The following is a 21,417-nucleotide window of genomic DNA, read 5'->3' as shown; positions in this document are numbered from 1 at the left end:
GGACGTGTCGCGGAACGTAGCGGCAGTGGCGTGAACATTCAATACTGATGAACCGTCAGGTCTGGGCTCCTCAGATCCTCTGGGTCTCCATCGCCCAGATCTCGGCGGAGTCGAACAGATCGCAGGCGCGCGGTCGCGCGGACTCGTCGTGACAGTGGAACGCGGCCCAGAACAGATCGCCCGGCAGCGCGTCGCGAGGCGCGTACACCCGGTACACGTACTGCAGTCCGTCCTCGGCGAGGAGGGCGACCATCCAGCACATCGGCGCTCCCTCGGCGGGCGGTGGGGACGGCTGAGTCATGCGTCACCGGGAGGGACGAGCCTGGACGCCGCCATGGTTGCGTCGGGGGTGGGTGGCGGCCGCACGGTGAAAGGTTGCCCTTGCGGGGAAGATTCGCGCGATCTCATCCGTAAGGAGGAGAACCCGGTCATCCGTGCCCACCTTCTGTCGGATGGACGAATGCTCCCGCACGCGGATGCCCTGCGAGCCGGCGGCTGGTGAGGTTGAGGGGTGCACAGTTCTCCCCCCGGAGCGGCGCGCCAGGTCTCTTCCTTCGTGGAGTCCGCCGAGCCCCGAGTCTCCGCAGACCCCGCGGACGCCCCGGGCCCCGTAGCCGCGCCGGCCCCGGCGGACATCGAGGCCCGGCTCACCGACGAGCTGGCCTCGATGGTCACAGGTGCCCGAAGGCGTGCGCTGCGCGACGGGGACCGGCAGCTGGACACTGCCCATCTGCTGCACTCGCTGATGGAGAGCGACCCCGAGGTGCGGGCCGCCTTCGAGAGCGGGCCGCAGGTGGCGCGGGTGCTCGGCTACCTCGTGCAGCGCAGCATCGGATACGGGCTGCGCTGGCAGGGCTCCGTCGAGGACTCGGGGGCGGTGCCCCTGATGACCCAGCCCGGCTGGTCGCCGAGCGCGCTCACCGCGATGGAGCACGCGCTGCGCCGCGCCGCGGCCCGGGGCGACCAGCGGGCCGAGGGGCGGGACCTGCTGGCGGCGCTGGCCGCCGATCCGGAGTGCCGCGCCATCGAGGTCCTGACCCGCGCCGGGGTGGACGCGACCTCGCTCACCGACCACCTCCGTGAGCCCGGGCTCACCGACCGGTTCCCGGAGCCCTCGCGCCAGGCCTGACAACCACGGCACCGGCCCCAGGGGGCACGAGCTGCCGGCCCCGCCTCCTGGGCCGCCGGCACGAGCCGCCGGCCCCGCCTCCCGGGCCGCCGTCTCGACAGGCGTCACGCATATGACGGTCCTGACCCGGCCTGCCATGATGTGCCGATGCACGCGTCTCAGGGAAGAAGCGCCGGCCTGGGACTCGCCCTGGTGTCGGCCTTCGCATTCGGTGGTTCCGGTGTGGCGGCCAAGCCGCTCATCGAAGCGGGGCTCGACCCGCTGCACGTGGTGTGGCTGCGGGTGACCGGGGCCGCGCTCATGATGCTCCCGGTGGCCTGGCGCCACCGCGGTCTGGTGCTGCGCAAGCCCGCTCTGCTCGCCGGATTCGGGCTCCTTGCCGTCGCCGGAGTCCAGGCCTGCTACTTCGCCTCACTCTCCCGGATACCCGTGGGCGTGGCCCTGCTCGTCGAATACCTGGCGCCCGCGCTCGTCCTCGGCTGGGTCCGCTTCGTCCAGCGCAGGCCCGTGACGCGGGCCGCCGCGGTCGGTGTGGTGCTCGCCGCCGGCGGACTCGCCTGCGTCGTGGAGATCTGGTCCGGACTGAGCTTCGACGCGCTCGGGCTGCTCCTCGCGCTCGGCGCGGCCTGCTGCCAGGTCGGCTACTTCGTCCTGTCCGACCAGGGCGGCGAGGGCGACGACGCGGCCGACCCCATCGGCGTCATCGCCTACGGACTCCTCATTGGCGCCCTCGTCCTGACCGTCCTGGCCCGGCCCTGGGGCATGAAGTGGGCGGTGCTCGGCGGCAGCGCCGACATGAACGGCACGACGGTGCCCGCGGCCCTGCTGCTGGGCTGGATCGTGCTGATCGCCACCGTGCTCGCCTACGTCACCGGCGTCACCTCGGTGCGCCGGCTCTCCCCGCAGGTGGCGGGAGTCGTCGCCTGCCTTGAGGCGGTGATCGCGACGGTCTTCGCCTGGGTTCTGCTGGGCGAGCACCTCGCCGCGCCGCAGATCGTCGGCGGCGTGGTGGTCCTGTGCGGGGCGTTCATCGCCCAGCTGTCGGCGCCGAAAGCGGCCTCGGGGCCCGTCGCCTCCGGCGGACCCGGGTCCGCCGAAGGGGAGTTGGCGGCCGGACGCTCCGCCGCCCAGTAGTGCTGATTGCCGCGCCCCCGGCCCTGATCCGTCAGACATCCCCTAGGGTGGCGCTCATGCACGCGACCGTACTGCCGCCTCCCGCCGCGTAACGCGGGCGGCTCGCTCCCTGACGAAGACCCTGCTCGGCCGGTTGCCGAGCGGCTCGTCGCTGCCCGCGCACTCCACGCCGGCGACCAGTCAGCTGTCTTCCTCATCGGAGTACGTACGTGCCGAACTCTTCCACGGGCCTCGCCATGGTCCCCACCGAGCCGTTGCCCAATGCCCCACTGCCCGTCCAGCGCGGTCTGCTCTATCTCGCCTTCGCCGGATTCGCCTGGGGCACCGCCGGCGGCGCGGCGGCCCTGGTCTTCGGGGCCAGCGACCTCGGACCCCTCGCCCTCTCCTTCTGGCGCTGCGCGGGCGGGCTCGTCCTGCTGCTCGGCGCGATGGCGCTGCGCCGCCGCCCCGCGCCCGCAGTACCCGCTGCACCCCCCGTACTCACCGCACCCGCCGCACCCGCCGTGCCCGCTGCACCCGCCGCCCTCGCCGCACCTGAAGCGCGCGGTCGGCGGCTGCTGCGCATCCTCGGCAACGGCATCGGCCTGATGATCTTCCAGAGCGCGTACTTCGCGGCCGTCGAAGCGACCGGGCTCGCCGTCGCGACCGTGGTGACCCTGGGCGCGGGGCCCGTCCTCATCGCCCTCGGCGCCCGCCTCACCCTCGGCGAACGGATCGGCTGGGCCGGCTCCGCCGCCGTCACCGGCGCGCTCACCGGCCTCGCTGTGCTGTGGACCGGCAACGGCGGCGGCACGGTGCGGCCCACCGGGGTCGTCCTCGCGCTGGTGTCGGCCGCCGGCTACGCCGCCATCACCTTGCTGACCCGGTGGCTCGGGCGCGACGGCGGCGCCGCCGACGCTTCGTCGACCACGGCCTGGGCGTTCGGTGTCGCCGCGCTCTGCCTGCTGCCGTTCGCGAGCACCGAGGGGCTGCTGCCGCACACGGTCGAACCGGTGCGCGTGGTGATCCTGCTCCTGTACGTGGCGGCCGTGCCGACGGCGCTCGCGTACGCCCTCTACTTCGCCGGAGCGGCGGTCGTCCGGTCCGCGACCGTCTCCGTGATCATGCTGCTCGAACCGGTTGGCGCGGCCGTGATCGCCGTATCGGTGCTTGGTGAACGGATCACCGCGGCCACGGCGACGGGCACCGCGCTGCTCCTGCTCGCGGTGGTCGGCCTGGCCGCGTCCGAAACCAGGCAGGCGGCGAGGGCCCGGCGCGGCGTGGCCGTGCAGGAGCGGGCGACGAAGGCCCGTGCGGGGCAAGGGCGTTGAGGGAGCGCGGCGCCCGATCGCCCTTCCGGCCCGTCCCGCCTGGGTCCGGTCTCAGAGCGCGCTGATGTATCCGGGGACCGGCACCGACGCGTCGAGGTCGGCCGCGGGGATCGGCGTGCCGTAGGACGGGGTGAGGGGCAGGACGCCGGCCCAGTGGGGCAGGGCGAGGTCGTCGGCGTCGTCGTTCGGGCCGCCGGTGCGCAGCTTCGCCGAGACCTCGTTCAGATCGAGGCTGATCACCGCCGTCGCGGCCAGCTCCTTCGCGTTGGCCGGCCGCGAGTCGAGGGCGCGGCCCGGGACGACGTGGTCCACCAGCGCGTCCAGGGCGGTGCGCCGCTCCTCGGGGTCGGTGACCTCCTGCGCGATGCCGTGCACCACGACCGAGCGGTAGTTGATCGAGTGGTGGAAGGCGGACCGGGCGAGCACCAGGCCGTCGACATGGGTGACCGTCAGACAGACCGGAAGCCCCGGGTCGGCCTGGCCCGCCGCGCGCAGCGGACGCGAACCGGTCGAGCCGTGTATGTACAGCCGCTCGCCGACCCGGGCGAACAGCGTCGGCAGCACGACGGGCGCGCCGTCACGGACGAACCCCAGGTGGCAGACGTACGCCGTGTCGAGGACGGAGTGCACCAGCTCCCGGTCGTACGAGGCCCGCTCGCGCGACCGGGTCGGCACGGTGCGGTCGGTCGCCTCGTAGGGCTGTGCGGTCACGGTGTCCGGCATTGCAGTCTCCATTGCACTAGTGCATACTGATGTTTGTGCTAGGAGAATATCGGATCGCAGGGCGGCGTGCATCGGAGATTGCCGAGAGCGTGGAGCGCGCGGTGGGTTCCGGCGGGCTCGAACCGGGTCAACTGCTGCCCCCACTAAGGGAGTTGGCCACCGAGCTCGGCGTCAACCCCAACACCGTCGCGGCCGCCTACCGCCTGCTGCGCGACCGCGGAGTGATCGAGACGGCCGGCCGTCGCGGCAGCCGGGTGCGCCCGAGGCCGGCGAGCACCGCCCGCGACCTCATCCGCGTCGACGTGCCCGAAGGGGTGCGCAACATCGCCGACGGCAACCCGGACGCGCGGCTGCTCCCGCCGCTCGGCGACGCGCTGGCCGCCGCCGCGCGCGCCAACGCCGAACGGCCCGCCCGGTACATGTACGGGCAGGACCCCGTGGACGAGGATCTCGCCCGCATCGCCCGCGCCGTCTTCGACGAGCAGGGCGTGCCGGGCGGCCCGGTCGGGGTGCTTTCGGGTTCGCTCGACGCCATCGAGCGGGTACTCACCGCCCATCTGCGTCCCGGCGACGCCGTGGCGATCGAGGATCCGGGCTGGGGTGCGCTGCTCGACCTCGTACCGGCGCTCGGCCTGCGGCCCGAACCCATGCCGCTCGACGACGAGGGCCCGCTGCCCGACGGGCTCGAACGCGCCCTGGCCGCGGGCGCCCGAGCCGTCGTGGTCACCTGCCGCGCACAGAACCCGACCGGCGCGACCGTGAGCGCGGCCCGGGCCCGGGCGCTGCACGACGTGCTCGCCGCGCACCCGGGCGTGCTGCTCATCCAGGACGACCACGGCCACGGGATGGTCGATCTGCCGCTGCACCCCATCGCACCCGCCACCGAACACTGGGCGTTCGTACGGTCCGTGGCCAAGGCATACGGGCCGGACCTGCGGCTCGCCGTGCTCACCGGCGACGCCGTCACGCTGGACCGGGTGCGCGGGCGTCAGCGGCTCGGGCCCGGCTGGGTGAGCCGGCTGCTCCAGCGGGCCATCGTCGAGTTGTGGAGCTCCGGCGCCGTCGACGCGGCGAAGGTGGCGCGCTCGTACCGCGAGCGGCGCGAGGGCCTGCTGCGGGCGCTGAGCGAGCGGGGGGTGGAGGCCCATGGGCGGAGCGGCTTCGTGGTGTGGGTGCCGGTGCCCGACGAGACGGGCGCTGTCTCCCGGCTGTTGCACGCGGGTTGGGCGGTGGCGCCCGGCGCCCGCTTCCGCCTTGCCTCGGCGCCCGGGGTGCGGATCACCGTGTCGAGCCTGACCGCGGACGACCTCGGGCCGCTCGCGGACGCCATCGCCTCCGCGGTCGGCCCGGGCCCCGGCAGCAGCTATGTCTGCTGAGCCTTCGCCCTCGCGCGGGGCCGGCTCTGCGTAAGGGCGGCGCCCGCCAGGACGATGGCCGCTCCCACCGGCGTGTTCCAGCTGAGGCTCTCGCCGAGGACCGCGACGCCGGCGGCCGTGGCGATCACCGGGATGAAGTAGGTGACCATCTGCGCCGTCGTCGGTCCCACCTCGTTGACGAGCCCGTACTGGACGAGCACCGCGAGCCCCGTGCCGAGCGCGCCGAGCGCGGCGACGGCCAGCAGCGCAACCACCGGGAACGAGCTCGGGAAACCGGCGAACAGCGGGGTGACCAGGGCGAGTTGCAGGGTGGCGACGCCGAGCTGTGGGCCGATCAGGGACAGGCTGGAGTGCCCGGTGCCGGCGAGGGTGCGACGCACGTATATCCAGCCGACGGGGTAGCAGAGCGAGGCGAGCAGGGCCATCGCGGTGCCCTTGGCGTCCAGCCCCTGGAAGCCCTGCCAGGCGCCGAGCACCGTGAGCACCCCGAGGAAGCCGAGGCCGAGCCCCGCCACCCGGCGCCGCGTCGGGCGGTCCTCGGAGAGCGCCACCATCGACAGAGCCATGCCCCACAGCGGCGAGGTCGCGTTGCAGATGCCGGCCAGCGTCGAGGGGATCGTCAGTTCCGCGTACGCGAACAGCGAGAACGGCGCGGCGTTCAGGAAGAACGCCGCCACCGTGAGGTGCAGCCAGGTGCGGCGTCCGCGCGGCAGCGGCGCACGCTTGACCGCCATCGCGACGGCCAATACCAGGGTGCCGAAGAGCAGCCGTCCGAACGTGACCTGAAAGGGAGCGAAGCCGTCCGTGCCGACCTTGATCAGCAGAAAGCTGAAGCCCCAGATCAGCGAGAGCCCCGCGAACCGGACCCGCCAGTCCAGGGCGGGGCGGCGCTGTCCGGCCGGCACACCGGTCGCAGCGCGGGCGGCGTGCGAGGGGGGATGGGCCGGGGCCGAAGAGGGTGTGGAGGGTGTGGCGGAAGGCCGGGGCGGGGTGGCAGTGCTCATGACGACCACGATGGGGCCCGAGACCGCGTAGCACAAGCGAGACTTCAGTACGCAGATGGATTAGCATCGCTTACATGTTGAATCTGGAGCGCCTGCGCACCCTGGACGCGGTGGCCCGGCACGGCTCGGTGGGCGGCGCGGCCGACACCCTGCACGTGACGACCTCCGCCGTCTCCCAGCAGCTCGCCAAACTGGAGCGGGAGGCGGGCCAGCCGCTGCTCGCCAAGAATGGGCGCGGGGTGCGGCTCACCGACGCCGGCCGGCTGCTCGCCGATCATGCGGCCCGCATTCTGTCCCAAGTCCAGGTGGCACAGGCCGAGTTGGAAGAGCAGCGGGGCCGGGTCGTGGGCGAGCTCAGGATCGCGGGCTTCGCCACCGCCGCCCGTGGGCTCTTCCCCGCGGCGCTCGCGGCGCTGCGCGCCGACCACCCGCAGCTCGCGGTCCGCTCCGACGAGCTGGAGGCCGACGAGTCGGTCCAGGGCGTACTCCTCGGCGACCTCGACCTCGCGCTCGTCCTCGACTGGTACAACAAGCCGCTCCCGCTGCCCGACGGGCTCGCCAAGCGGGCCGTCCTCGACGACCTCGCGGATGTCGCGCTGTACGCGGACCATCCGCTCGCCGGCCGCGATGTGGTGGACCTGGAGGAGTTCGCCGAGGACGAGTGGATCACCTGGCCCGAGGGCGAGTTCTGCAACGAGTGGCTGATGTTCACCCTGCGCGGCAAGGGCATCGAGCCGAGGATCGCCCATGTCGCCCGCGAGCACGCCACTCAACTTGCCCTGGTCGAAGCCGGGTTGGGAGTGAGCATCGCCCCGCGTCTGGGCCGTGGCCCGGTCCCCGGCGGGGTGCGCGTGATCCCGGTGCGGGACGCGATGAACCGCCACGTCTACGCGGTGTGGCGCGCGGACGCCGACCGCAGGCCCTCGATCCGGGCCGCCGTCGACGCGCTGACCGCGGCGGGCGAGCGGCTGGTCCGGGCGGGCTGACTCGGCGCCCGAACTCACTGCCCGAACGCGCCGCCCGAACTCACTGTCCGAACACGCCGCCCAGTTTGCGGAAGTCCCATGAGACGACCGTGGACGGGGTCAGCCGCAGCCATGCGTGCCGGCCGTCGTGCACCATCTCGTCGAGGCCGAAGTGCTTCGCCGCGAACAGCCGCTCCACATCGGTGAGTTCGGGGCACGACGCCCCGGCGCGGGGCGCCTCGCCGACCGGGACGACGCGGCCGCTCAGCTCCACCCCGCGCAGCTCCCCGTACTCCGTACCGTCGTCCACGACCACCGCGACGCGCGGATCCTTGCCGAGCTGGGTCCAGCGGCGGCTGCGCGTGATCGAGTACAGCCAGAGCGAGCCGCCGTGCCAGACGTACCAGAGCGGGGCGACGTGCGGGCTGCCGTCCGCGGCGACCGTGGCGACCCGGCACGTGCGCTGTTCACCCAGGAAGGCGTCGCGCTCCGCGTCGGTCATCATGATCCGGCGGCCCCGGCGCTGTGTGTCGGTCATCCGCTCCATCCCTTCGAAGGTCCCACGCCGGCACGGCGTCTGACGGTACGTCAGGAATCATGGCGCGCTCTTCCCTCGTCGCGCAATGGCGGTTAGCCTCCGGCGCCATGGCGACGAAGGAACTCCTCGCACAGCAACTCGTCCCCGCGACCACGGTACTGATGACCGTCGAGTGCCAGCAGGGCGTGGTCGGCAACGACAGCGCACTGCCCGAACTCGCCGCGCAGGCACGGGAATCGGGGATGCTGATCAACGTGGCGCGGCTCGTGGCGGGCGCGCACGAGGCGGGTGTCCAGGTGCTGCACGCGGTCGCGGAGCGCCGCCCCGACGGACGCGGGGCCAACCGCAACGCACGGCTTTTCCGGGCCGCCGAACGGCTCCCGGTCCAGCAGTACTCGGGCTCGCGGGCGGTGCGTATCGCCGAGCCGATCGAGGTGGCCGACGAGGACTTCGTCGTACGCCGTCTGCACGGCCTCTCGCCCGTGTCCGGCACGGACGTCGACCCGCTGCTGCGCAACCTCGGCTGCCGCACCCTGATCGTCACCGGTGTCTCGGCGAACGTCGCGATCCCCAACGCCGTCTTCGACGCGGTCAACCTCGGCTACACGGCGGTGGTCGCCTCGGACGCGATCGCGGGGTTGCCGGCCGACTACACCCCCGCGATGGTCCGCAACACCCTCGCCCTCGTCGCCACCGTGACCACCACCGACGCCATCCTGGGCTGCTTCAAGGAAGCGGGGCGCGCTACGCCAGCTTGATCGAGTCCCCCTCGACGGAGATCGCGGCCGCGGGCAGCGGGGACGGCGCGGGACCGGCCTTCACGCTGCCGTCGGTCACGTCGAACTTGCTGCCGTGGCACGGGCAGTTGATGGTTCCGTCCGCGATGGACGACACGGCGCAGCCCTGATGGGTGCACTTCGCCGAGAACGCCTTGAACTGGCCGGCGGTGGGCTGGGTCACGACGACGCCCTCCTTGGCGAAGATCTTCCCGCCGCCCTGCGGGATGTCGGAGGTCTTGCCCAGGACGCCACCGCCGCCCTTGGCCCCGCCGCCCCCGGCGGGTGCGGCCGGGCTCGACCCGGCCGCGCTGTCCGAGCTGCCCCCGCATGCCGTGAGCGCGGCGGCGAGCCCGGCCGCCCCGACACACGCGATGACGGTACGGCGCGCCGGTACCTGCGCGGGCGCGGGAGCCGTTACCCGCACGGGTACGGAGTGCGCTTCGGTGCTCATGCTGACTGTCCTCTCGACGTACGACGCGTGACTGCGTGGGGGAGTACGGGAGTGAGGCACGGGGTGTTCAGCGCGAGGGTGACTTCTTGCGGGGCCGGCGGGGGCGGGACGGGAAAAGGAGCGGGCGCCCGAAGGGGCGGGACGTAGCCTGGGCCCATGCTCACTGAAGTCACCGCGACCCGGTACGTCACGCCGTTGCGTGAGGGCGGGTCGCTTCCGGGCATCGTCGAGGCCGACGATCTCGGAACGTACGTCATCAAGTTCACCGGCGCCGGCCAGGGCCGCAAGACGCTCGTCGCGGAGGTCGTCTGCGGAGAGCTCGCGCGGCGGCTCGGACTGCGCATGCCGGAGCTCGTCACCATCCAGCTCGACCCGGTCATCGGCCTGTCCGAACCCGACCAGGAAGTGCAGGAACTCCTGAAGGCGAGCGGCGGCCTCAACCTCGGCATGGACTACCTGCCCGGCTCGCTCGGCTTCGATCCGCTCGCCTACCAGGTGGACGCGGCCGAGGCGGGCCGGATCGTCTGGTTCGACGCGCTGATCAACAACGTCGACCGCTCGTGGCGCAACCCCAACCTGCTGGTCTGGCACGGCGACCTGTGGCTCATCGACCACGGCGCCACGATGATCTGGCAGCACAACTGGCCCGGTGCCGCGGCCTCCGCCGCCAAGCCCTACAACGCCTCCGACCACGCGCTCGCGCCGTTCGGACCCGACATCGCCTCCGCCGCCGCCGGCCTGGCGCCGCTGGTGACCGAGGAGCTCCTGACCGAGGTCACCGCCCTCGTGCCCGACGAATGGCTGGTCGACGAGCCCGGCTTCGACTCCACCGACGCGCTGCGCCGCGCCTACGTCGAGCCGCTGCTCGCCCGCGCCGCGACGATCCACGAGCGGATCATCCTGGACGCCCCCACCGCCACCAGGCCCTCGCGGGCCCCGGGGTGGCTGACCGACCACGTCAAGCCCTGGCCGCACCCCACCAAGAACACCGAGAACACCGAGAACACCGAGAACAGCAAGAACAGCGCGACCACCAAGAAGGATGCCGACCGTTGAGCAAGCGCGATGTCTTCGAGTACGCGCTGCTGCGCGTGGTGCCGCGCGTCGAGCGCGGTGAATGCTTCAACGCGGGCGTGCTGGTCTACTGCCGCGCCCACTCCTTCGTCGCGGCCCGCACGCACCTGGACGAGGCGAAACTGAGGGCGCTCGACCCGGCCGCGGACGTGGTGGGCGTACGGGCCGCGCTGCGCGCCGTCGAGGGCGTCTGCGGCGGCGGCGAGGGCGCCGGGCAGGCGGCCGGCGACGATCCGGGCCGCCGCTTCCGCTGGCTGATCGCACCCCGCTCCACCGTGGTCCAGCCGGGCCCGGTGCACACCGGTCTGACCGCGGATCCGGCCGCCGAGACGGAGCGGCTGCTCGACCTGCTGGTGCGCTGACCACGCCGCTGATCACGCCGTTGGTCGCCCCTCGACCGGGCGTGACAGGGGTGTGGCGGGGGTGCTGCGGGGGTGTGACATGCGCCGCGGGATCCGTGGGCCGTTGACACCGCGTGCCAGGGCTTCTAGCGTCTCGTCTGCTGAAGCTACTAAGCGGTTGCTCAGCGAGTGAGGACCGCGGATCCCAGGGCGAGGAGAACAGCATGTCCACCACCGAGCAGCGTGTCGCCATCGTGACGGGGGCGGCGCGGGGCATTGGCGCCGCGACCGCCGTCCGGCTTGCGGCCGAGGGCCGGGCCGTCGCCGTACTCGACCTCGACGAGGCGGCCTGCAAGGACACCGTCGACACGATCACCGCGGCCGGCGGCCGGGCCCTCGCCGTCGGCTGCGACGTCTCCGACAGCGCGCAGGTGGATGCCGCCGTCGAGCGCGTCGCCGCCGAGCTCGGCGCGCCGACCATCCTCGTCAACAACGCCGGCGTGCTCCGCGACAACCTCCTCTTCAAGATGAGCGAGTCGGACTGGGACCTGGTCATGAACGTGCACCTCAAGGGCGCCTTCCTGATGGCCAAGGCCTGTCAGAAGCACATGGTGGACGCCAAGTGGGGCCGTATCGTCTCGCTCTCCTCGTCATCCGCGCTCGGCAACCGCGGCCAGGCCAACTACTCCGCCGTCAAGGCCGGCCTCCAGGGCTTCACCAAGACCCTCGCCAAGGAGCTCGGCAAGTTCGGCATCACCGCCAACGCGGTCGCCCCCGGCTTCATCGTCACCGAGATGACCGCGCAGACCGCCGCCCGTGTCGGCATGGGCTTCGAAGAGTTCCAGGCCGCCGCCGCCACCCAGATCCCCGTCCAGCGCGTCGGCTTCCCCGAGGACATCGCCAACGCCATCGCCTTCTTCACGGGCGACGCCGCGGGCTTCGTCTCCGGCCAGGTCATGTACGTGGCCGGCGGACCGCTCAACTAAGCGCAGGGATACGGAACATGACTGAACTTCCCGAACTGTCGGGCAAGGTGGCCCTGATCACCGGCGCCAGCCGTGGCATCGGTTACGGCATCGCCGAGGCGCTCGTCGCGCGCGGCGACCGGGTGTGCATCACCGGACGCGGCGAGGACGCTCTCAAGGAGGCCGTCGACAAGCTCGGCTCCGACCGGGTCGTCGCGGTGGCGGGCAAGGCCGCCGACGAGACCCACCAGGCCGCCGCCGTGGAACGCACCATGGAGGCCTTCGGCCGCGTCGACTTCCTGATCAACAACGCGGGCACCAACCCGGTCTTCGGCCCGATGGCCGAGCTCGACCTGAACGTGGCCCGCAAGGTGTACGAGACCAACGTGATCTCGGCGCTCGGCTTCGCCCAGCAGACCTGGAAGGCCTGGCAGAAGGAGAACGGCGGCGCGATCGTGAACATCGCCTCCATCGCCGGCGTCTCCGCCTCGCCCTTCATCGGCGCGTACGGCATGAGCAAGGCGGCCATGGTCAACCTGACCCTCCAGCTGGCCCACGAGTTCGCGCCGACGGTACGGGTCAACGCGATCGCCCCGGCCGTCGTGAAGACCAAGTTCGCCCAGGCGCTCTACGAGGGCCGTGAGGCGGAGGCCGCCGCGGTGTACCCGATGGGCCGGCTCGGCGTGCCCTCGGACATCGGCGGCGCCGCCGCGTTCCTCACCTCCGACCAGTCGGCCTGGGTCACCGGACAGACCCTGGTCGTCGACGGCGGGCTCTTCCTCAACGCGGGAGGGCACTGAAAGTACCGGCCGCCGGTATCTGCCAAGTGCCCTGCCCCGTCCGTCGGTCGACGCGGCAGGGCACTGCCGTGCGGTGCGTCGGCCGGGGCAGGGGGGCGGGCTCGGGCGGCGTTGTCAGTGGCGGCCGGTAGGTTCGGAACTCCGCACCGAGGGTGTGGATCCGAATGTCCCACGGAGGTTGTTGACGTGACCGATACCGCCATGCTGCCCGAGTCCTGGCAGGGCGTCCTCGGCGAGGAGCTCCAGAAGCCGTACTTCAAGGAGCTCACCGCATTCGTCGAGGAGGAGCGGGCGAAGGGCCCCGTCTTCCCGCCGCGCGACGAGGTCTTCGCCGCCCTGGACGCGACGCCGTACGACAAGGTGAAGGTCCTGGTCCTCGGCCAGGACCCCTACCACGGCGAGGGCCAGGGCCACGGACTGTGCTTCTCGGTGCGGCCGGGCGTCAGGACACCGCCGTCCCTGCGCAACATCTACAAGGAGATGCGCGACGAGCTGGGCCTCGACATCCCGGACAACGGCTACCTCATGCCGTGGGCCGAGCAGGGTGTGCTGCTGCTCAACGCGGTCCTCACCGTGCGCTCCGGCGAGGCCAACTCGCACAAGGGCAAGGGCTGGGAGAGGTTCACCGACGCGGTGATCCGGGCCGTCGCCTCGCGGCCCGACCCGGCGGTCTTCGTGCTGTGGGGCAACTACGCGCAGAAGAAGCTCCCGCTGATCGACGAGGAGCGCCACATCGTGGTCAAGGGCGCCCACCCCTCGCCGCTCTCGGCGAAGAAGTTCTTCGGTTCCCACCCGTTCACGCAGATCAACGAGGCGATCGCGGAGCAGGGCCACACCCCCGTCGACTGGCGGATTCCGAACCTGGGCTGAGGGGCCCGGCCGAGGCGAGCGGGGACGCCGGCCGGCCGTGGCGTGTGACGGCGTCCGGCTGACAGGCCGGTGCCCCGGCCCGAGCCTGAGGCCGATTGTCAGTGGCTGCCGCTAGCGTCGAAACCGTTCGGCTTTCGTGACGACTGGTGGAGACGGTGTGACGGACATGCAGGAAGCCCCGGGGGACGTCGTGATGACCCGGATCGGGCAAGCGATGATGCTGCTGCACGGCGGGGACCGCGAGGAGGCCCGCAACCGCTTCGCCGCCCTGTGGTCGGAGATCGGCGAGCGCGGTGAAGCGCTCCACCGCTGCACCCTCGCCCACTACATGGCCGACGCACAGGACGACGCCGGGGACGAACTGGCGTGGGATCTGAGGGCGTTGGCGGCCGCCGACGGACTGCGCCAGGACCGCCTCACGGCACACCGCGCCTCGCTCGCCGTACGCGCCTTCTACCCCTCGCTCCACCTCAACCTCGCCGCCGACTACGCGAAGCTGCACCGCCCCGCGGAGGCCCGTCTCCATCTCGACCGGGCCCACGCCGCCCTGGACGTACTGAACGACGACGCGTACGGCAACGACATCCGTGAGGCGCTGCGCCGGCTGGAGCGACAGCTGGACGCCGTGTGACGGCGGAAGGTGGCGGCGGGCCCATCGGCGGCGGCCCGGTGACGGAGGCGGCGCCGTGACGGCCGTGGCGGCCGTGGCGGGTCAAGGGCCGTAGACCTGATGGCAGATGCGCGCCTCGGGGCTGTCGTCCCGCCAGTGTCCATACCCCTGGCCGAGCGCGCAGACGTCGCCGGAAACGGGCGTCGCGGGGGCGGCCCCGGAGTGTCGCTTCCCGGGGGCGGCGGGCTGGTGCCGTGGCTGTTCGGTGCGGTGGCGACGGCCGTGGTGGGCCGCTTCCGGCCGGTCGGTCACGGCGGGCGGAGGCGGGGGCGAGGGGGCCAGGGGTGGCGTGGCGGCCGGGCCGGTGGGCGTGATCGCGTCCAGGGCCTCGCGCGCCGGTGGCTGCACGATCTGCGGGGAGACGTGGCTGCGCCGGCCGACGGCCGGGTCCGGTGGCGGGGAGGGCGCGGGGCCGGCCTCGACGGAGACACACCCCGAGGCGCATCCGCAGACGGCCAGGGCGGCCAGGGTCGTCAGGAGCCTCAGCGCGTTCCCGGTTCGATGCACCGGACAACTCTGCTGGTTACGAAGGCTGTTGAGCGAGCCCACCGGGCCACAATGGCCCACACGAGTGACCCGGCCGTCCGGGCCCGCCCTCCCGGAACCGTCAGCTTCCGGTGGCGCCGTCGATGGCTTCGCGGAGCAGATCGGCGTGGCCGTTGTGGCGGGCGTACTCCTCGATCATGTGGGTGTAGATCCATCGCAGGCTGAAGTGCTGTCCATTGCGGGCCGTGCCGGCGCTGAGCTCGTCGAGCCCGTGGCCGGCCGCGTGCTCCCGGGCCGCCGTGACCTCGCGCCGAAAGGTGGCCAGCGCCTCGGCGTAGGTGTCGTCCGGGCCGAAGTGGAAGTCGGCGTCGGGGTCCTCGTCGGTCCCGTACACGGCCTCGTCGGTGCCGCCCGCGAACACCGAGACGAACCACCAGCGTTCGACCTCGGCCAAGTGGCGCACCAGCCCGAGCAGGGTGAGTGCGGACGTCGGCACCGCGGCCCGCTTGAGCTGTTCGTCGCTGAGCCCGGAGCACTTCCACAGCAGGGTGTCGCGGTGGTGTTCCAGCCAGCCTTCGAGCATGTCGCGCTCGCCGGCGTCGAGTGCGGGCTCGTCGTGCCGAGCGGTTGCGGCCGGCGGTACTTCGGAGGTCGTCATGGCGCCATCCTGGCCGACGGCCATGGCTGTGGCCACCGGTTATCGCACCGGTTGTCACACCGGTGAGGCCAAGCCCCGGTGATGCCCACCCGTCGTCGCGGTGCGCGGTCACCGTCGTCGTGGCGGGGCCCATCCGTCGTGTTGGCGCGGGCCCGGCCGTCAGCGTGGCGCGGGCCCGGCCAGCATGCCGTGCAGCAGCTCGGAGAAGCCGTGGCGCAGCTCGGACTCGGACAGCACCTCGGCATGGTGGGAACCGGCCACGCAGGAGAACATCAGGCCTTCGCTGAAAGAGACGAGGCTCAGCGCGTGGCGCTCGGGTGTACGGGACCCCGCCGCCGCCATCAGTGCCACGAGCGGCTCCCTGAACCGCCGCCCGGCCGCGTCGTAGTAGGCGCGCAGCTCGGGGCGGCGGGTCGCCTCAAGCGCCAACTCGTAGCGGGAGACGAGCAGATCGCGATGGCCGGTGAGGTAGCGGTGCAGGGCGTGGGCGAGCGCCGCGGTCAGCTCGTCGAGTCCGCTCCCCGGCACCGGCATGTCAGCCGGGGTGAGCACCGAGGCCTCCCGCTCGGACTGCCGCGCGACGGCCGCTTCGAGGAGGGCGAGCCGGGTCCGTGCCTGATTGGAGGTCGAGCCCTGTGGCAGCCCCGCAAGCTCGTCCACGGCGCGGTGGGTCAGGCCGCGCATGCCCCGCTCGGTGAGCAGGGCGAGCGCGGTATCGGCGATGAGTTCGGCACGGGAGGTGTCCGGGGTGCGTGCGGCCATGGGGCCAATCTATCCCGGCTACTACAACTGTAGTCACGCTACTACGGCTGTAGTAGCGTTGCCGCGTCACTACAGCCGTAGTGACCGGGATGCGGTCTCACCGCACGTCAGGGGGCGTCATGTATACGAAGGTGGACCGGGGGAGCGGGAAGCCCGGCGCGGTCGTCGTCGGCGGCGGGATCGGCGGCCTCGCCGCCGCCCTGGCCCTGCTCGGGCGCGGCTGGCGCGTCACCGTCCTGGAACTGGCCGCCGGCCTGACGCCGGCCGGCGCGGGGATCGCGCTCGCCCCCAACGGTCAGCGCGCCCTCGATGTCATCGGCCTCGGGGACGCCGTCGGAGCCCTCGCTGCCTGGCAGGGCGACGGCGGCATCCGCACCCCGGGCGGTCGGTGGCTCGCCCGCACCGATGCGCGGGCCGCGGCCGACGCGTTCGGTGGCCCGGTCGTGCTGCTGCACCGGGCCACGCTGATCGACACCCTTGCCGCCGCGCTCCCCGAGGGGACCGTACGCACCGGAACGGCGGCGGAACTCGTCGACCGCGGGGCCGCCGACCGCCCGGCCGTGGTCCGCACCGCCGACGGGGACATCCGGGCCGACCTGGTCGTCGGCGCCGACGGCATCCACTCCGCGCTGCGCGCGGACCTCTTCCCGGCCCACCCGGGACCCGCGTACGCCGGATTCACCACCTGGCGCTTCGTGGTGCCGGGACCCGGCAGCGCCTTCGCACCGCACGAGACCTGGGGGCCGGGCCGGCTCTGGGGCACCCAGCCCCTCAAGGACGGCCGCGTCTACGCGTACGCAGCAGCGCGCGCCCCGGTCGGCGCACGCGCCGTCGAGGGTGAACTCGCCGAACTGCGACGGCTGTTCGGCTCCTGGCACGAGCCGATCCCCGCCCTCCTCGCGGCCGCCGACGAAGACGCGGTGCTGCGCAACGACGTCCACTGGATGGCGCGGAGCCTGCCCGCCCACCATCGCGGCCGGGTCGTTCTCATCGGCGACGCGGCGCACGCCATGGCGCCGACGCTCGGCCAGGGTGGCAACCAGGCCCTCGAGGACGCCGTCGTCCTCGCCCACCACGCGGCTCCCGACGCAGACCTCACCGCCGGGCTCGCCCGCTACAGCGCCGAGCGGATGCCGCGCACCACGGCCATCGTCGGGACGGCACAGCGCGCCGCGCGGCTCGCGATGATGCGCGACCCGGCCGCCATCGCGCTCCGCAACGTGCTGATCCGTGCGGGCAGCGCGATCGGGCCGGGCCCGCTGCTGCGCTCCTTCGCGGAGGTCATGGACTGGCGGCCACCCACCGAACGTATGCTGACCAGGTAAGGAAGCAGCACACCGCTCGGCGACAGGGAGACCCCGTGAAGGTCGGATGCATCGGACTCGGGGACATCGCGCAGAAGGCCTATCTGCCGGTGCTGACCACCCTGGCCGACACGGAACTGCATCTGCAGACCCGCACCCCGGCCACCCTGGCCACGGTGGCCGACGCCCACCGCATTCCCGCCGCTCAACTCCACACCGGCCTCGACTCGTTGCTGGCGCAGGATCTCGACGCGGCGTTCGTGCACGCGCCGACCGCCGTACACCCGGAGATCGTGACGCGGCTCATCGAAGCCGGCGTACCGACCTATGTGGACAAGCCGCTGGCGTACGAACTCGCCGAGTCCGAGCGGCTCGTGGCGCTCGCCGAGACGCGCGGCGTCAGCCTCGCCGTCGGTTTCAACCGGCGGCTCGCCCCCAGCTACGCCCAATGCGCCGACCACCCGCGCGAGTTGATCCTCATGCAGAAGAACCGGGTGGGGCTGCCCGAGGACCCGCGCACCCTGGTGCTCGACGACTTCATCCACGTCGTGGACACCCTGCGTTTCCTGGTGCCGGGCCCGATCGAGCACACCGTCGTACGGGCCCGGATCCGCGACGGCCTGATGGAGCACGTGGTCCTTCAGCTCTCCGGTGACGGGTTCACCGCGATCGGCACCATGAACCGGATGAACGGATCCACCGAGGAGATCCTGGAAGTCTCGGGGCAGGACACCAAGCGCCAGGTGCTCAACCTCGCCGACGTGGTGGACCACAAGGGCCAGCCGACGCTGCGCCGGCGCGGCGACTGGGTGCCGGTCGCCCGCCAGCGCGGCATCGAGCAGGCCGTGCTGTCCTTCCTCGACGCCGTACGGGCCGGAAAGACTCTCAGCGCCCAGGACGCGCTGGCGACCCATGAGCTGTGCGAGCGGGTGGTGCTGGAGTCCCTGGCCCAGGCCTCCTGAGCGCCCGCACCCCCTCGGCCGCGCAGAACACGGCGAGCACCACAAGCGCCGAGTACACCGCCCAGTCGCCGAAGCGCACGAAGGGCGTGGTGCCGGTGGTGAGCGGCACGTCGTACACGGCGGAGGTGCTGGCCGAGGTGCCGATCCACCGGCCGATCCGGTGGCCGTCCGCACCGTAGACCGCGCTGATGCCGGTCAGTGTCGCATGGACCACCGGGCGGCCCGTCTCGGCGGCGCGCAGTGCGCCCAGCGAGGCGTGCTGGGCGGGGGCCCAGGTGTCCTGGAACGACGACGTCGAGGACTGCGCGACGATCAACCGGGCGCCGTCGCGCACCAGATGGCGGCTCATGTCGGGGAAGGCGGACTCGAAGCACACCAGCGGACCGACCCGCACCCCCGAGGGCAGTGTCATGACCACGGGCGTCGTGCCGCGCCGTCGGTCCTCGTCGGCCGCCTTGCCGACCGAGGTCGCCCAGCCGAGCAGCGAACGGGCCGGGATGTACTCGCCGAACGGCACGAGCCGCATCTTGTCGTAGCGCTGACCGGTCGGCCCGTGCGGGCCGACGAGCACCGAACTCTTGAAGATGCCCGGCTTGTCGGACCTGCGCGCGTCCACGTTCACCAGGATGTCCGCGCCGACGTCCTGGGAGACCTTCGCGATCCGCGCGGCCAGGTCCGGGCGGGCGGCCAGATCCTCGCCCACACTGCTCTCGCCCCACACCACGAGATCCACCCGCTGCCCCGCCAGGTCGCGGGTGAGCGCCTCACTGCGGGCGAAGCGGGCATCGCCGTTCTCGATCACACCGGGCTGCACCACGGCGATCCGCAACCGACCGTCCTGCTTCAGAGGGGCCCACACCCATACCGCGCTCGTGGTGAGCGCGCCCACTACGAGGGCCGACACCATGGAGATCCGTGCCGGGGGATGCACCACACAGAGGGCGACAGCGGTGTTCACCGCCACCACGAGCAGGCTCACCAGCCACACCCCGCCCACGGACATCAACCGCAGCGCGGGAGCCACCTCCCACTGGCTCGCGCCGAGCAGCCCCCACGGCCCGCCGAGCCCCTGCCACGACCGGACCAGCTCCACCATCAGCCAGCCCGACGGCACCACCGCCAACGCCGTCAGAGCGCGCGCCACCGAAGGCCGCCCACCCAGAACCGAGCGCACCAGGACACCCCACGGCGCCCACAACAGCCCGAGCAGCCCGGCCAGCACCACGATGAACACATTGAGGCTCGGCAGGAGCCAGTGGTGCACGGCGAGCATGAACCCGGTGCCACCCAGCCACCCGTCGAGCGCGGCACGCCGCACGCTGCCCGCGGAACGCACGAGCAGCAGCAGGGGCACCAGGGCGACATAGGCCAGCCACCACAGTGAGGGTGCGGGGAACGCGAGCGCGGGCAGCGCCCCGGCGAGCAGCGCGGCCGCGCCGCGCCACCAGGCCGAATCCAGCCGTGGACCGTGCCGGCCGACCGGACTCCGCATACCGCGCCTCCTTGCCCACCCCCGTGATCAGTTGTCTCCCCCCGCCAGTGTGCGGGAGAGCGGCGACCACGCGCAGACGGCCCGGAGGCCCCGGCGCGTTACGTCCACCCCTCAGCCCCCCGAGTGCCCGGCGAGCGCCCCCGACAATCGCCGCCACTTCTCGAACACGGTCACCGATCGCAGCCGCCACCCCTCCTCGGTGCGGACCAGCGAGAACGCGTACCGGCCGCCGGCCTCGAAGTCGGGGGCCGGTGGCGCCACGCCGCCCCCGGTGCCGCAGCACATCGGGTTGAGGTAGTCGGCGCGCAGCTCGGCCCGGTCGCCCGGGTAGCCGCCGAGGTCCTGAAGGGTCAGCATCCGGTTGGTGATCAGATGCTGGCGCACCGGGAAGAACTCCAGAGTCTCGCCGAGCCAGCGCGCCACCTCTTCGGCTCCACCCTCGATGCCGCCCGCGGCGCGGTAGTCCGCGCGGCCCTCGGCGGCGAACAGGGCGCGGTAGCCGGGCCAGTCCCCGTCGTCGACGGCTGCGGCATATCCGGTGATGAGTTCGTCGATGGCCAGCCGGTCCAAGAGGGTCCCGAGATCCACACGCTGCGTCATCGGGTCAGTCTCCGCCCCCGGGCCCGTGACGCCAAGAGCGCTGCACTTGTGGGCGGTTGGCGTGCCGTGTTACCGCTGGCGCCATGACTGATGACAGCTCTCCGGCGGTACGCAGCGAACGGCACGGCCCGGTCACGACGGTGGTGCTCTCGCGCCCCGGCGTGCGCAACGCGGTGGACGGTCCCACCGCCCGGGCTCTCGCCGATGCCTTCCGCGCCTTCGAGGCCGACGCGGGGGCCGCGGTCGCGGTCCTGTGGGGCGAGGGCGGCACCTTCTGCGCCGGCGCCGACCTCAAGGCGCTGGGCACCGAACGCGGCAACACGGTCACCGAGCACGGCGACGGCCCCATGGGACCGACCCGGCTGCGGCTCTCCAAACCGGTCGTCGCGGCCGTCGCCGGGCACGCGGTGGCGGGCGGGCTCGAACTCGCCCTCTGGTGCGACCTGCGGGTGATGGAACAGGACGCCGTGTTCGGGGTCTTCTGCCGGCGCTGGGGCGTGCCGCTGATCGACGGCGGCACGGTGCGTCTTCCGCGGCTCATCGGAGCGGGCCGCGCCATGGACCTCGTCCTCACCGGGCGGCCGGTCGACTCGGCGGAGGCCCACGCCATCGGGCTCGCCGACCGCGTCGTGCCGACCGGTACCGCCCGCGCGGCGGCGGAACGGCTCGCCGCGGAGATCGCCGCGTTCCCGCAGACGTGCCTGCGCCACGACCGGATGTCGCTGCGCGAACAGGAGGGGATGGGCGAGGAGGAAGCCCTCCTGAACGAGGTGCGCCACGGCGTCCACGCGCTCGGTGGCGAGGCGAGCGAGGGAGCGGCCCGGTTCGCCGCGGGGGCGGGCCGGCACGGGAGGTTCGACGACGGGGCTTGATGGGGCAGCGGGGCCCGATGGGACGGCGGGGCCTGATGGGACGGCGGGGCCTGATGGGACGGCGGGGCCTGATGGGACGGCGGGGCCTGATGGGACGGCGGGGCCTGATGGGACGGCGGGGAGGCCGGAACCGGCCGGCACGGGACCGGAGG

General features: G+C 72.8%; 25 protein-coding genes. 15 read left to right on the top strand and 10 right to left on the bottom strand.

Annotated elements, in window-relative coordinates; genetic code table 11:
• Window positions 1-70 precede the first annotated feature (70 nt).
• On the bottom strand, window positions 71-262 hold the full coding sequence (locus AB0D31_RS24055; RefSeq protein ID WP_362726714.1) for a hypothetical protein: 192 nt from the start codon (window positions 260-262) through the stop codon (window positions 71-73).
• Window positions 263-634: 372 nt separating this feature from the next.
• Here AB0D31_RS24055 and AB0D31_RS24050 point away from each other — a divergent pair, with 372 nt between their 5' ends.
• From AB0D31_RS24050 to AB0D31_RS24040, 3 genes are all read left to right on the top strand, one after another.
• Window positions 635-1,129, top strand: coding sequence for a Clp protease N-terminal domain-containing protein (locus AB0D31_RS24050; protein ID WP_362726711.1), 495 nt, complete (start codon window positions 635-637; stop codon window positions 1,127-1,129).
• Window positions 1,130-1,276: 147 nt separating this feature from the next.
• Complete coding sequence (locus AB0D31_RS24045; protein ID WP_362726659.1) at window positions 1,277-2,263, top strand: EamA family transporter; 987 nt, start codon at window positions 1,277-1,279, stop codon at window positions 2,261-2,263.
• Window positions 2,264-2,499: 236 nt separating this feature from the next.
• Window positions 2,500-3,573 (top strand): EamA family transporter, encoded by a 1,074-nt coding sequence (locus AB0D31_RS24040; RefSeq protein WP_362726708.1) that lies wholly within the window; start codon window positions 2,500-2,502, stop codon window positions 3,571-3,573.
• 51 nt (window positions 3,574-3,624) lie between these two features.
• Here AB0D31_RS24040 and AB0D31_RS24035 read toward each other — a convergent pair whose 3' ends face one another.
• Window positions 3,625-4,308, bottom strand: a complete 684-nt coding sequence (locus AB0D31_RS24035) for a pyridoxamine 5'-phosphate oxidase family protein (protein ID WP_362726656.1) — start codon at window positions 4,306-4,308, stop codon at window positions 3,625-3,627.
• Window positions 4,309-4,331: 23 nt separating this feature from the next.
• On the opposite strand from AB0D31_RS24035, the gene AB0D31_RS24030 reads away from it, so the two are divergent.
• Complete coding sequence (locus AB0D31_RS24030; RefSeq protein WP_362726653.1) at window positions 4,332-5,672, top strand: aminotransferase class I/II-fold pyridoxal phosphate-dependent enzyme; 1,341 nt, start codon at window positions 4,332-4,334, stop codon at window positions 5,670-5,672.
• Here AB0D31_RS24030 and AB0D31_RS24025 read toward each other — a convergent pair.
• Window positions 5,660-6,712, bottom strand: a complete 1,053-nt coding sequence (locus AB0D31_RS24025) for a DMT family transporter (RefSeq protein WP_362726650.1) — start codon at window positions 6,710-6,712, stop codon at window positions 5,660-5,662. The two genes, AB0D31_RS24030 and AB0D31_RS24025, sit on opposite strands and share 13 nt — an antisense overlap.
• Window positions 6,713-6,750: 38 nt before the next feature.
• Here AB0D31_RS24025 and AB0D31_RS24020 point away from each other — a divergent pair, with 38 nt between their 5' ends.
• Window positions 6,751-7,662, top strand: coding sequence for a LysR family transcriptional regulator (locus AB0D31_RS24020; RefSeq protein WP_362726647.1), 912 nt, complete (start codon window positions 6,751-6,753; stop codon window positions 7,660-7,662).
• A 40-nt stretch (window positions 7,663-7,702) separates the two neighbouring features.
• Here AB0D31_RS24020 and AB0D31_RS24015 read toward each other — a convergent pair whose 3' ends face one another.
• On the bottom strand, window positions 7,703-8,179 hold the full coding sequence (locus tag AB0D31_RS24015) for a pyridoxamine 5'-phosphate oxidase family protein (protein ID WP_362726644.1): 477 nt from the start codon (window positions 8,177-8,179) through the stop codon (window positions 7,703-7,705).
• 107 nt (window positions 8,180-8,286) lie between these two features.
• On the opposite strand from AB0D31_RS24015, the gene AB0D31_RS24010 reads away from it, so the two are divergent.
• Window positions 8,287-8,937: a cysteine hydrolase gene (locus AB0D31_RS24010; RefSeq protein WP_362726642.1), complete on the top strand. Its 651-nt coding sequence runs from the start codon at window positions 8,287-8,289 to the stop codon at window positions 8,935-8,937.
• Here the strand turns inward: AB0D31_RS24010 and AB0D31_RS24005 are convergent.
• A complete protein-coding gene (locus AB0D31_RS24005; RefSeq protein ID WP_362726639.1) occupies window positions 8,924-9,409 on the bottom strand; it encodes a Rieske (2Fe-2S) protein in 486 nt (161 codons plus the stop codon). The two genes, AB0D31_RS24010 and AB0D31_RS24005, sit on opposite strands and share 14 nt — an antisense overlap.
• A gap of 156 nt (window positions 9,410-9,565) precedes the next feature.
• On the opposite strand from AB0D31_RS24005, the gene AB0D31_RS24000 reads away from it, so the two are divergent.
• The 6 genes from AB0D31_RS24000 (at window position 9,566) to AB0D31_RS23975 (ending at window position 14,090) form a co-directional block, all read left to right on the top strand.
• Window positions 9,566-10,465 carry a HipA family kinase gene (locus AB0D31_RS24000; protein WP_362726636.1) on the top strand — a complete coding sequence of 300 codons (900 nt, stop codon included), beginning with the start codon at window positions 9,566-9,568 and terminating at the stop codon, window positions 10,463-10,465.
• A complete protein-coding gene (locus tag AB0D31_RS23995; protein WP_267054354.1) occupies window positions 10,462-10,845 on the top strand; it encodes a DUF3037 domain-containing protein in 384 nt (127 codons plus the stop codon). Before AB0D31_RS24000 ends, AB0D31_RS23995 begins: the two co-directional genes overlap by 4 nt.
• Before the next feature lie 203 nt (window positions 10,846-11,048).
• Window positions 11,049-11,810: a 3-oxoacyl-ACP reductase FabG gene (fabG, locus tag AB0D31_RS23990; protein ID WP_362726633.1), complete on the top strand. Its 762-nt coding sequence runs from the start codon at window positions 11,049-11,051 to the stop codon at window positions 11,808-11,810.
• A gap of 17 nt (window positions 11,811-11,827) precedes the next feature.
• Entirely contained in the window at window positions 11,828-12,589 is a 762-nt protein-coding gene (locus tag AB0D31_RS23985) for an SDR family oxidoreductase (RefSeq protein WP_362726631.1), read from the top strand.
• Between the two features lie 186 nt (window positions 12,590-12,775).
• Window positions 12,776-13,459 carry a uracil-DNA glycosylase gene (ung, locus tag AB0D31_RS23980; protein WP_362726628.1) on the top strand — a complete coding sequence of 228 codons (684 nt, stop codon included), beginning with the start codon at window positions 12,776-12,778 and terminating at the stop codon, window positions 13,457-13,459.
• Window positions 13,460-13,616: 157 nt separating this feature from the next.
• Window positions 13,617-14,090 carry a hypothetical protein gene (locus tag AB0D31_RS23975; protein WP_362726625.1) on the top strand — a complete coding sequence of 158 codons (474 nt, stop codon included), beginning with the start codon at window positions 13,617-13,619 and terminating at the stop codon, window positions 14,088-14,090.
• Window positions 14,091-14,171: 81 nt separating this feature from the next.
• Here the strand turns inward: AB0D31_RS23975 and AB0D31_RS23970 are convergent, their stop codons facing one another.
• The 3 genes from AB0D31_RS23970 to AB0D31_RS23960 all read right to left on the bottom strand — a co-directional run bounded on the left by AB0D31_RS23970 (window position 14,172) and on the right by AB0D31_RS23960 (window position 16,035).
• A complete protein-coding gene (locus tag AB0D31_RS23970) occupies window positions 14,172-14,636 on the bottom strand; it encodes a hypothetical protein (RefSeq protein ID WP_362726622.1) in 465 nt (154 codons plus the stop codon).
• Between the two features lie 100 nt (window positions 14,637-14,736).
• Complete coding sequence (locus AB0D31_RS23965; protein WP_362726619.1) at window positions 14,737-15,273, bottom strand: DinB family protein; 537 nt, start codon at window positions 15,271-15,273, stop codon at window positions 14,737-14,739.
• A 159-nt stretch (window positions 15,274-15,432) separates the two neighbouring features.
• Window positions 15,433-16,035: a TetR/AcrR family transcriptional regulator gene (locus AB0D31_RS23960; protein WP_362726616.1), complete on the bottom strand. Its 603-nt coding sequence runs from the start codon at window positions 16,033-16,035 to the stop codon at window positions 15,433-15,435.
• A gap of 119 nt (window positions 16,036-16,154) precedes the next feature.
• Between AB0D31_RS23960 and AB0D31_RS23955 the strand changes: the two genes are divergently transcribed.
• Window positions 16,155-17,360, top strand: coding sequence for an FAD-dependent monooxygenase (locus tag AB0D31_RS23955; protein WP_362726614.1), 1,206 nt, complete (start codon window positions 16,155-16,157; stop codon window positions 17,358-17,360).
• 35 nt (window positions 17,361-17,395) lie between these two features.
• Window positions 17,396-18,301, top strand: coding sequence for a Gfo/Idh/MocA family oxidoreductase (locus AB0D31_RS23950; protein ID WP_362726611.1), 906 nt, complete (start codon window positions 17,396-17,398; stop codon window positions 18,299-18,301).
• Here the strand turns inward: AB0D31_RS23950 and lnt are convergent.
• Together lnt and AB0D31_RS23940 are read right to left on the bottom strand one after the other, a co-directional pair.
• Window positions 18,225-19,793: an apolipoprotein N-acyltransferase gene (lnt, locus tag AB0D31_RS23945; RefSeq protein ID WP_362726608.1), complete on the bottom strand. Its 1,569-nt coding sequence runs from the start codon at window positions 19,791-19,793 to the stop codon at window positions 18,225-18,227. The genes AB0D31_RS23950 and lnt overlap by 77 nt on opposite strands.
• A 111-nt stretch (window positions 19,794-19,904) precedes the next feature.
• Window positions 19,905-20,393 carry a nuclear transport factor 2 family protein gene (locus tag AB0D31_RS23940; RefSeq protein ID WP_362726605.1) on the bottom strand — a complete coding sequence of 163 codons (489 nt, stop codon included), beginning with the start codon at window positions 20,391-20,393 and terminating at the stop codon, window positions 19,905-19,907.
• An 83-nt stretch (window positions 20,394-20,476) separates the two neighbouring features.
• Here AB0D31_RS23940 and AB0D31_RS23935 point away from each other — a divergent pair, with 83 nt between their 5' ends.
• A complete protein-coding gene (locus AB0D31_RS23935; protein ID WP_362726602.1) occupies window positions 20,477-21,265 on the top strand; it encodes a crotonase/enoyl-CoA hydratase family protein in 789 nt (262 codons plus the stop codon).
• The last annotated feature ends 152 nt before the right edge of the window (window positions 21,266-21,417 follow it).

This window comes from Streptomyces sp. NPDC048361 (assembly GCF_040651795.1).
Taxonomy (GTDB): Bacteria; Actinomycetota; Actinomycetes; order Streptomycetales; family Streptomycetaceae; genus Streptomyces.
The sequence above is the reverse complement of the archived record's forward strand: the minus strand, read 5'-3'. Positions and strand labels throughout refer to the sequence as shown.

Excerpts from the sequence above, each read along its gene's own strand:
- AB0D31_RS24055 (WP_362726714.1), bottom strand. The coding sequence starts at position 262 with ATGTGCTGGATGGTCGCCCTCCTCGCCGAGGACGGACTGCAGTACGTG.
- AB0D31_RS24045 (WP_362726659.1), top strand. The coding sequence starts at position 1,277 with ATGCACGCGTCTCAGGGAAGAAGCGCCGGCCTGGGACTCGCCCTGGTG.
- AB0D31_RS24040 (WP_362726708.1), top strand. The coding sequence starts at position 2,500 with ATGGTCCCCACCGAGCCGTTGCCCAATGCCCCACTGCCCGTCCAGCGC.
- AB0D31_RS24035 (WP_362726656.1), bottom strand. The coding sequence starts at position 4,308 with ATGGAGACTGCAATGCCGGACACCGTGACCGCACAGCCCTACGAGGCG.
- AB0D31_RS24020 (WP_362726647.1), top strand. The coding sequence starts at position 6,751 with ATGTTGAATCTGGAGCGCCTGCGCACCCTGGACGCGGTGGCCCGGCAC.
- AB0D31_RS24015 (WP_362726644.1), bottom strand. The coding sequence starts at position 8,179 with ATGACCGACACACAGCGCCGGGGCCGCCGGATCATGATGACCGACGCG.
- AB0D31_RS24010 (WP_362726642.1), top strand. The coding sequence starts at position 8,287 with ATGGCGACGAAGGAACTCCTCGCACAGCAACTCGTCCCCGCGACCACG.
- AB0D31_RS24005 (WP_362726639.1), bottom strand. The coding sequence starts at position 9,409 with ATGAGCACCGAAGCGCACTCCGTACCCGTGCGGGTAACGGCTCCCGCG.
- AB0D31_RS24000 (WP_362726636.1), top strand. The coding sequence starts at position 9,566 with ATGCTCACTGAAGTCACCGCGACCCGGTACGTCACGCCGTTGCGTGAG.
- fabG (WP_362726633.1), top strand. The coding sequence starts at position 11,049 with ATGTCCACCACCGAGCAGCGTGTCGCCATCGTGACGGGGGCGGCGCGG.
- AB0D31_RS23985 (WP_362726631.1), top strand. The coding sequence starts at position 11,828 with ATGACTGAACTTCCCGAACTGTCGGGCAAGGTGGCCCTGATCACCGGC.
- AB0D31_RS23965 (WP_362726619.1), bottom strand. The coding sequence starts at position 15,273 with ATGACGACCTCCGAAGTACCGCCGGCCGCAACCGCTCGGCACGACGAG.
- AB0D31_RS23960 (WP_362726616.1), bottom strand. The coding sequence starts at position 16,035 with ATGGCCGCACGCACCCCGGACACCTCCCGTGCCGAACTCATCGCCGAT.
- AB0D31_RS23955 (WP_362726614.1), top strand. The coding sequence starts at position 16,155 with ATGTATACGAAGGTGGACCGGGGGAGCGGGAAGCCCGGCGCGGTCGTC.
- lnt (WP_362726608.1), bottom strand. The coding sequence starts at position 19,793 with ATGCGGAGTCCGGTCGGCCGGCACGGTCCACGGCTGGATTCGGCCTGG.
- AB0D31_RS23940 (WP_362726605.1), bottom strand. The coding sequence starts at position 20,393 with ATGACGCAGCGTGTGGATCTCGGGACCCTCTTGGACCGGCTGGCCATC.
- AB0D31_RS23935 (WP_362726602.1), top strand. The coding sequence starts at position 20,477 with ATGACTGATGACAGCTCTCCGGCGGTACGCAGCGAACGGCACGGCCCG.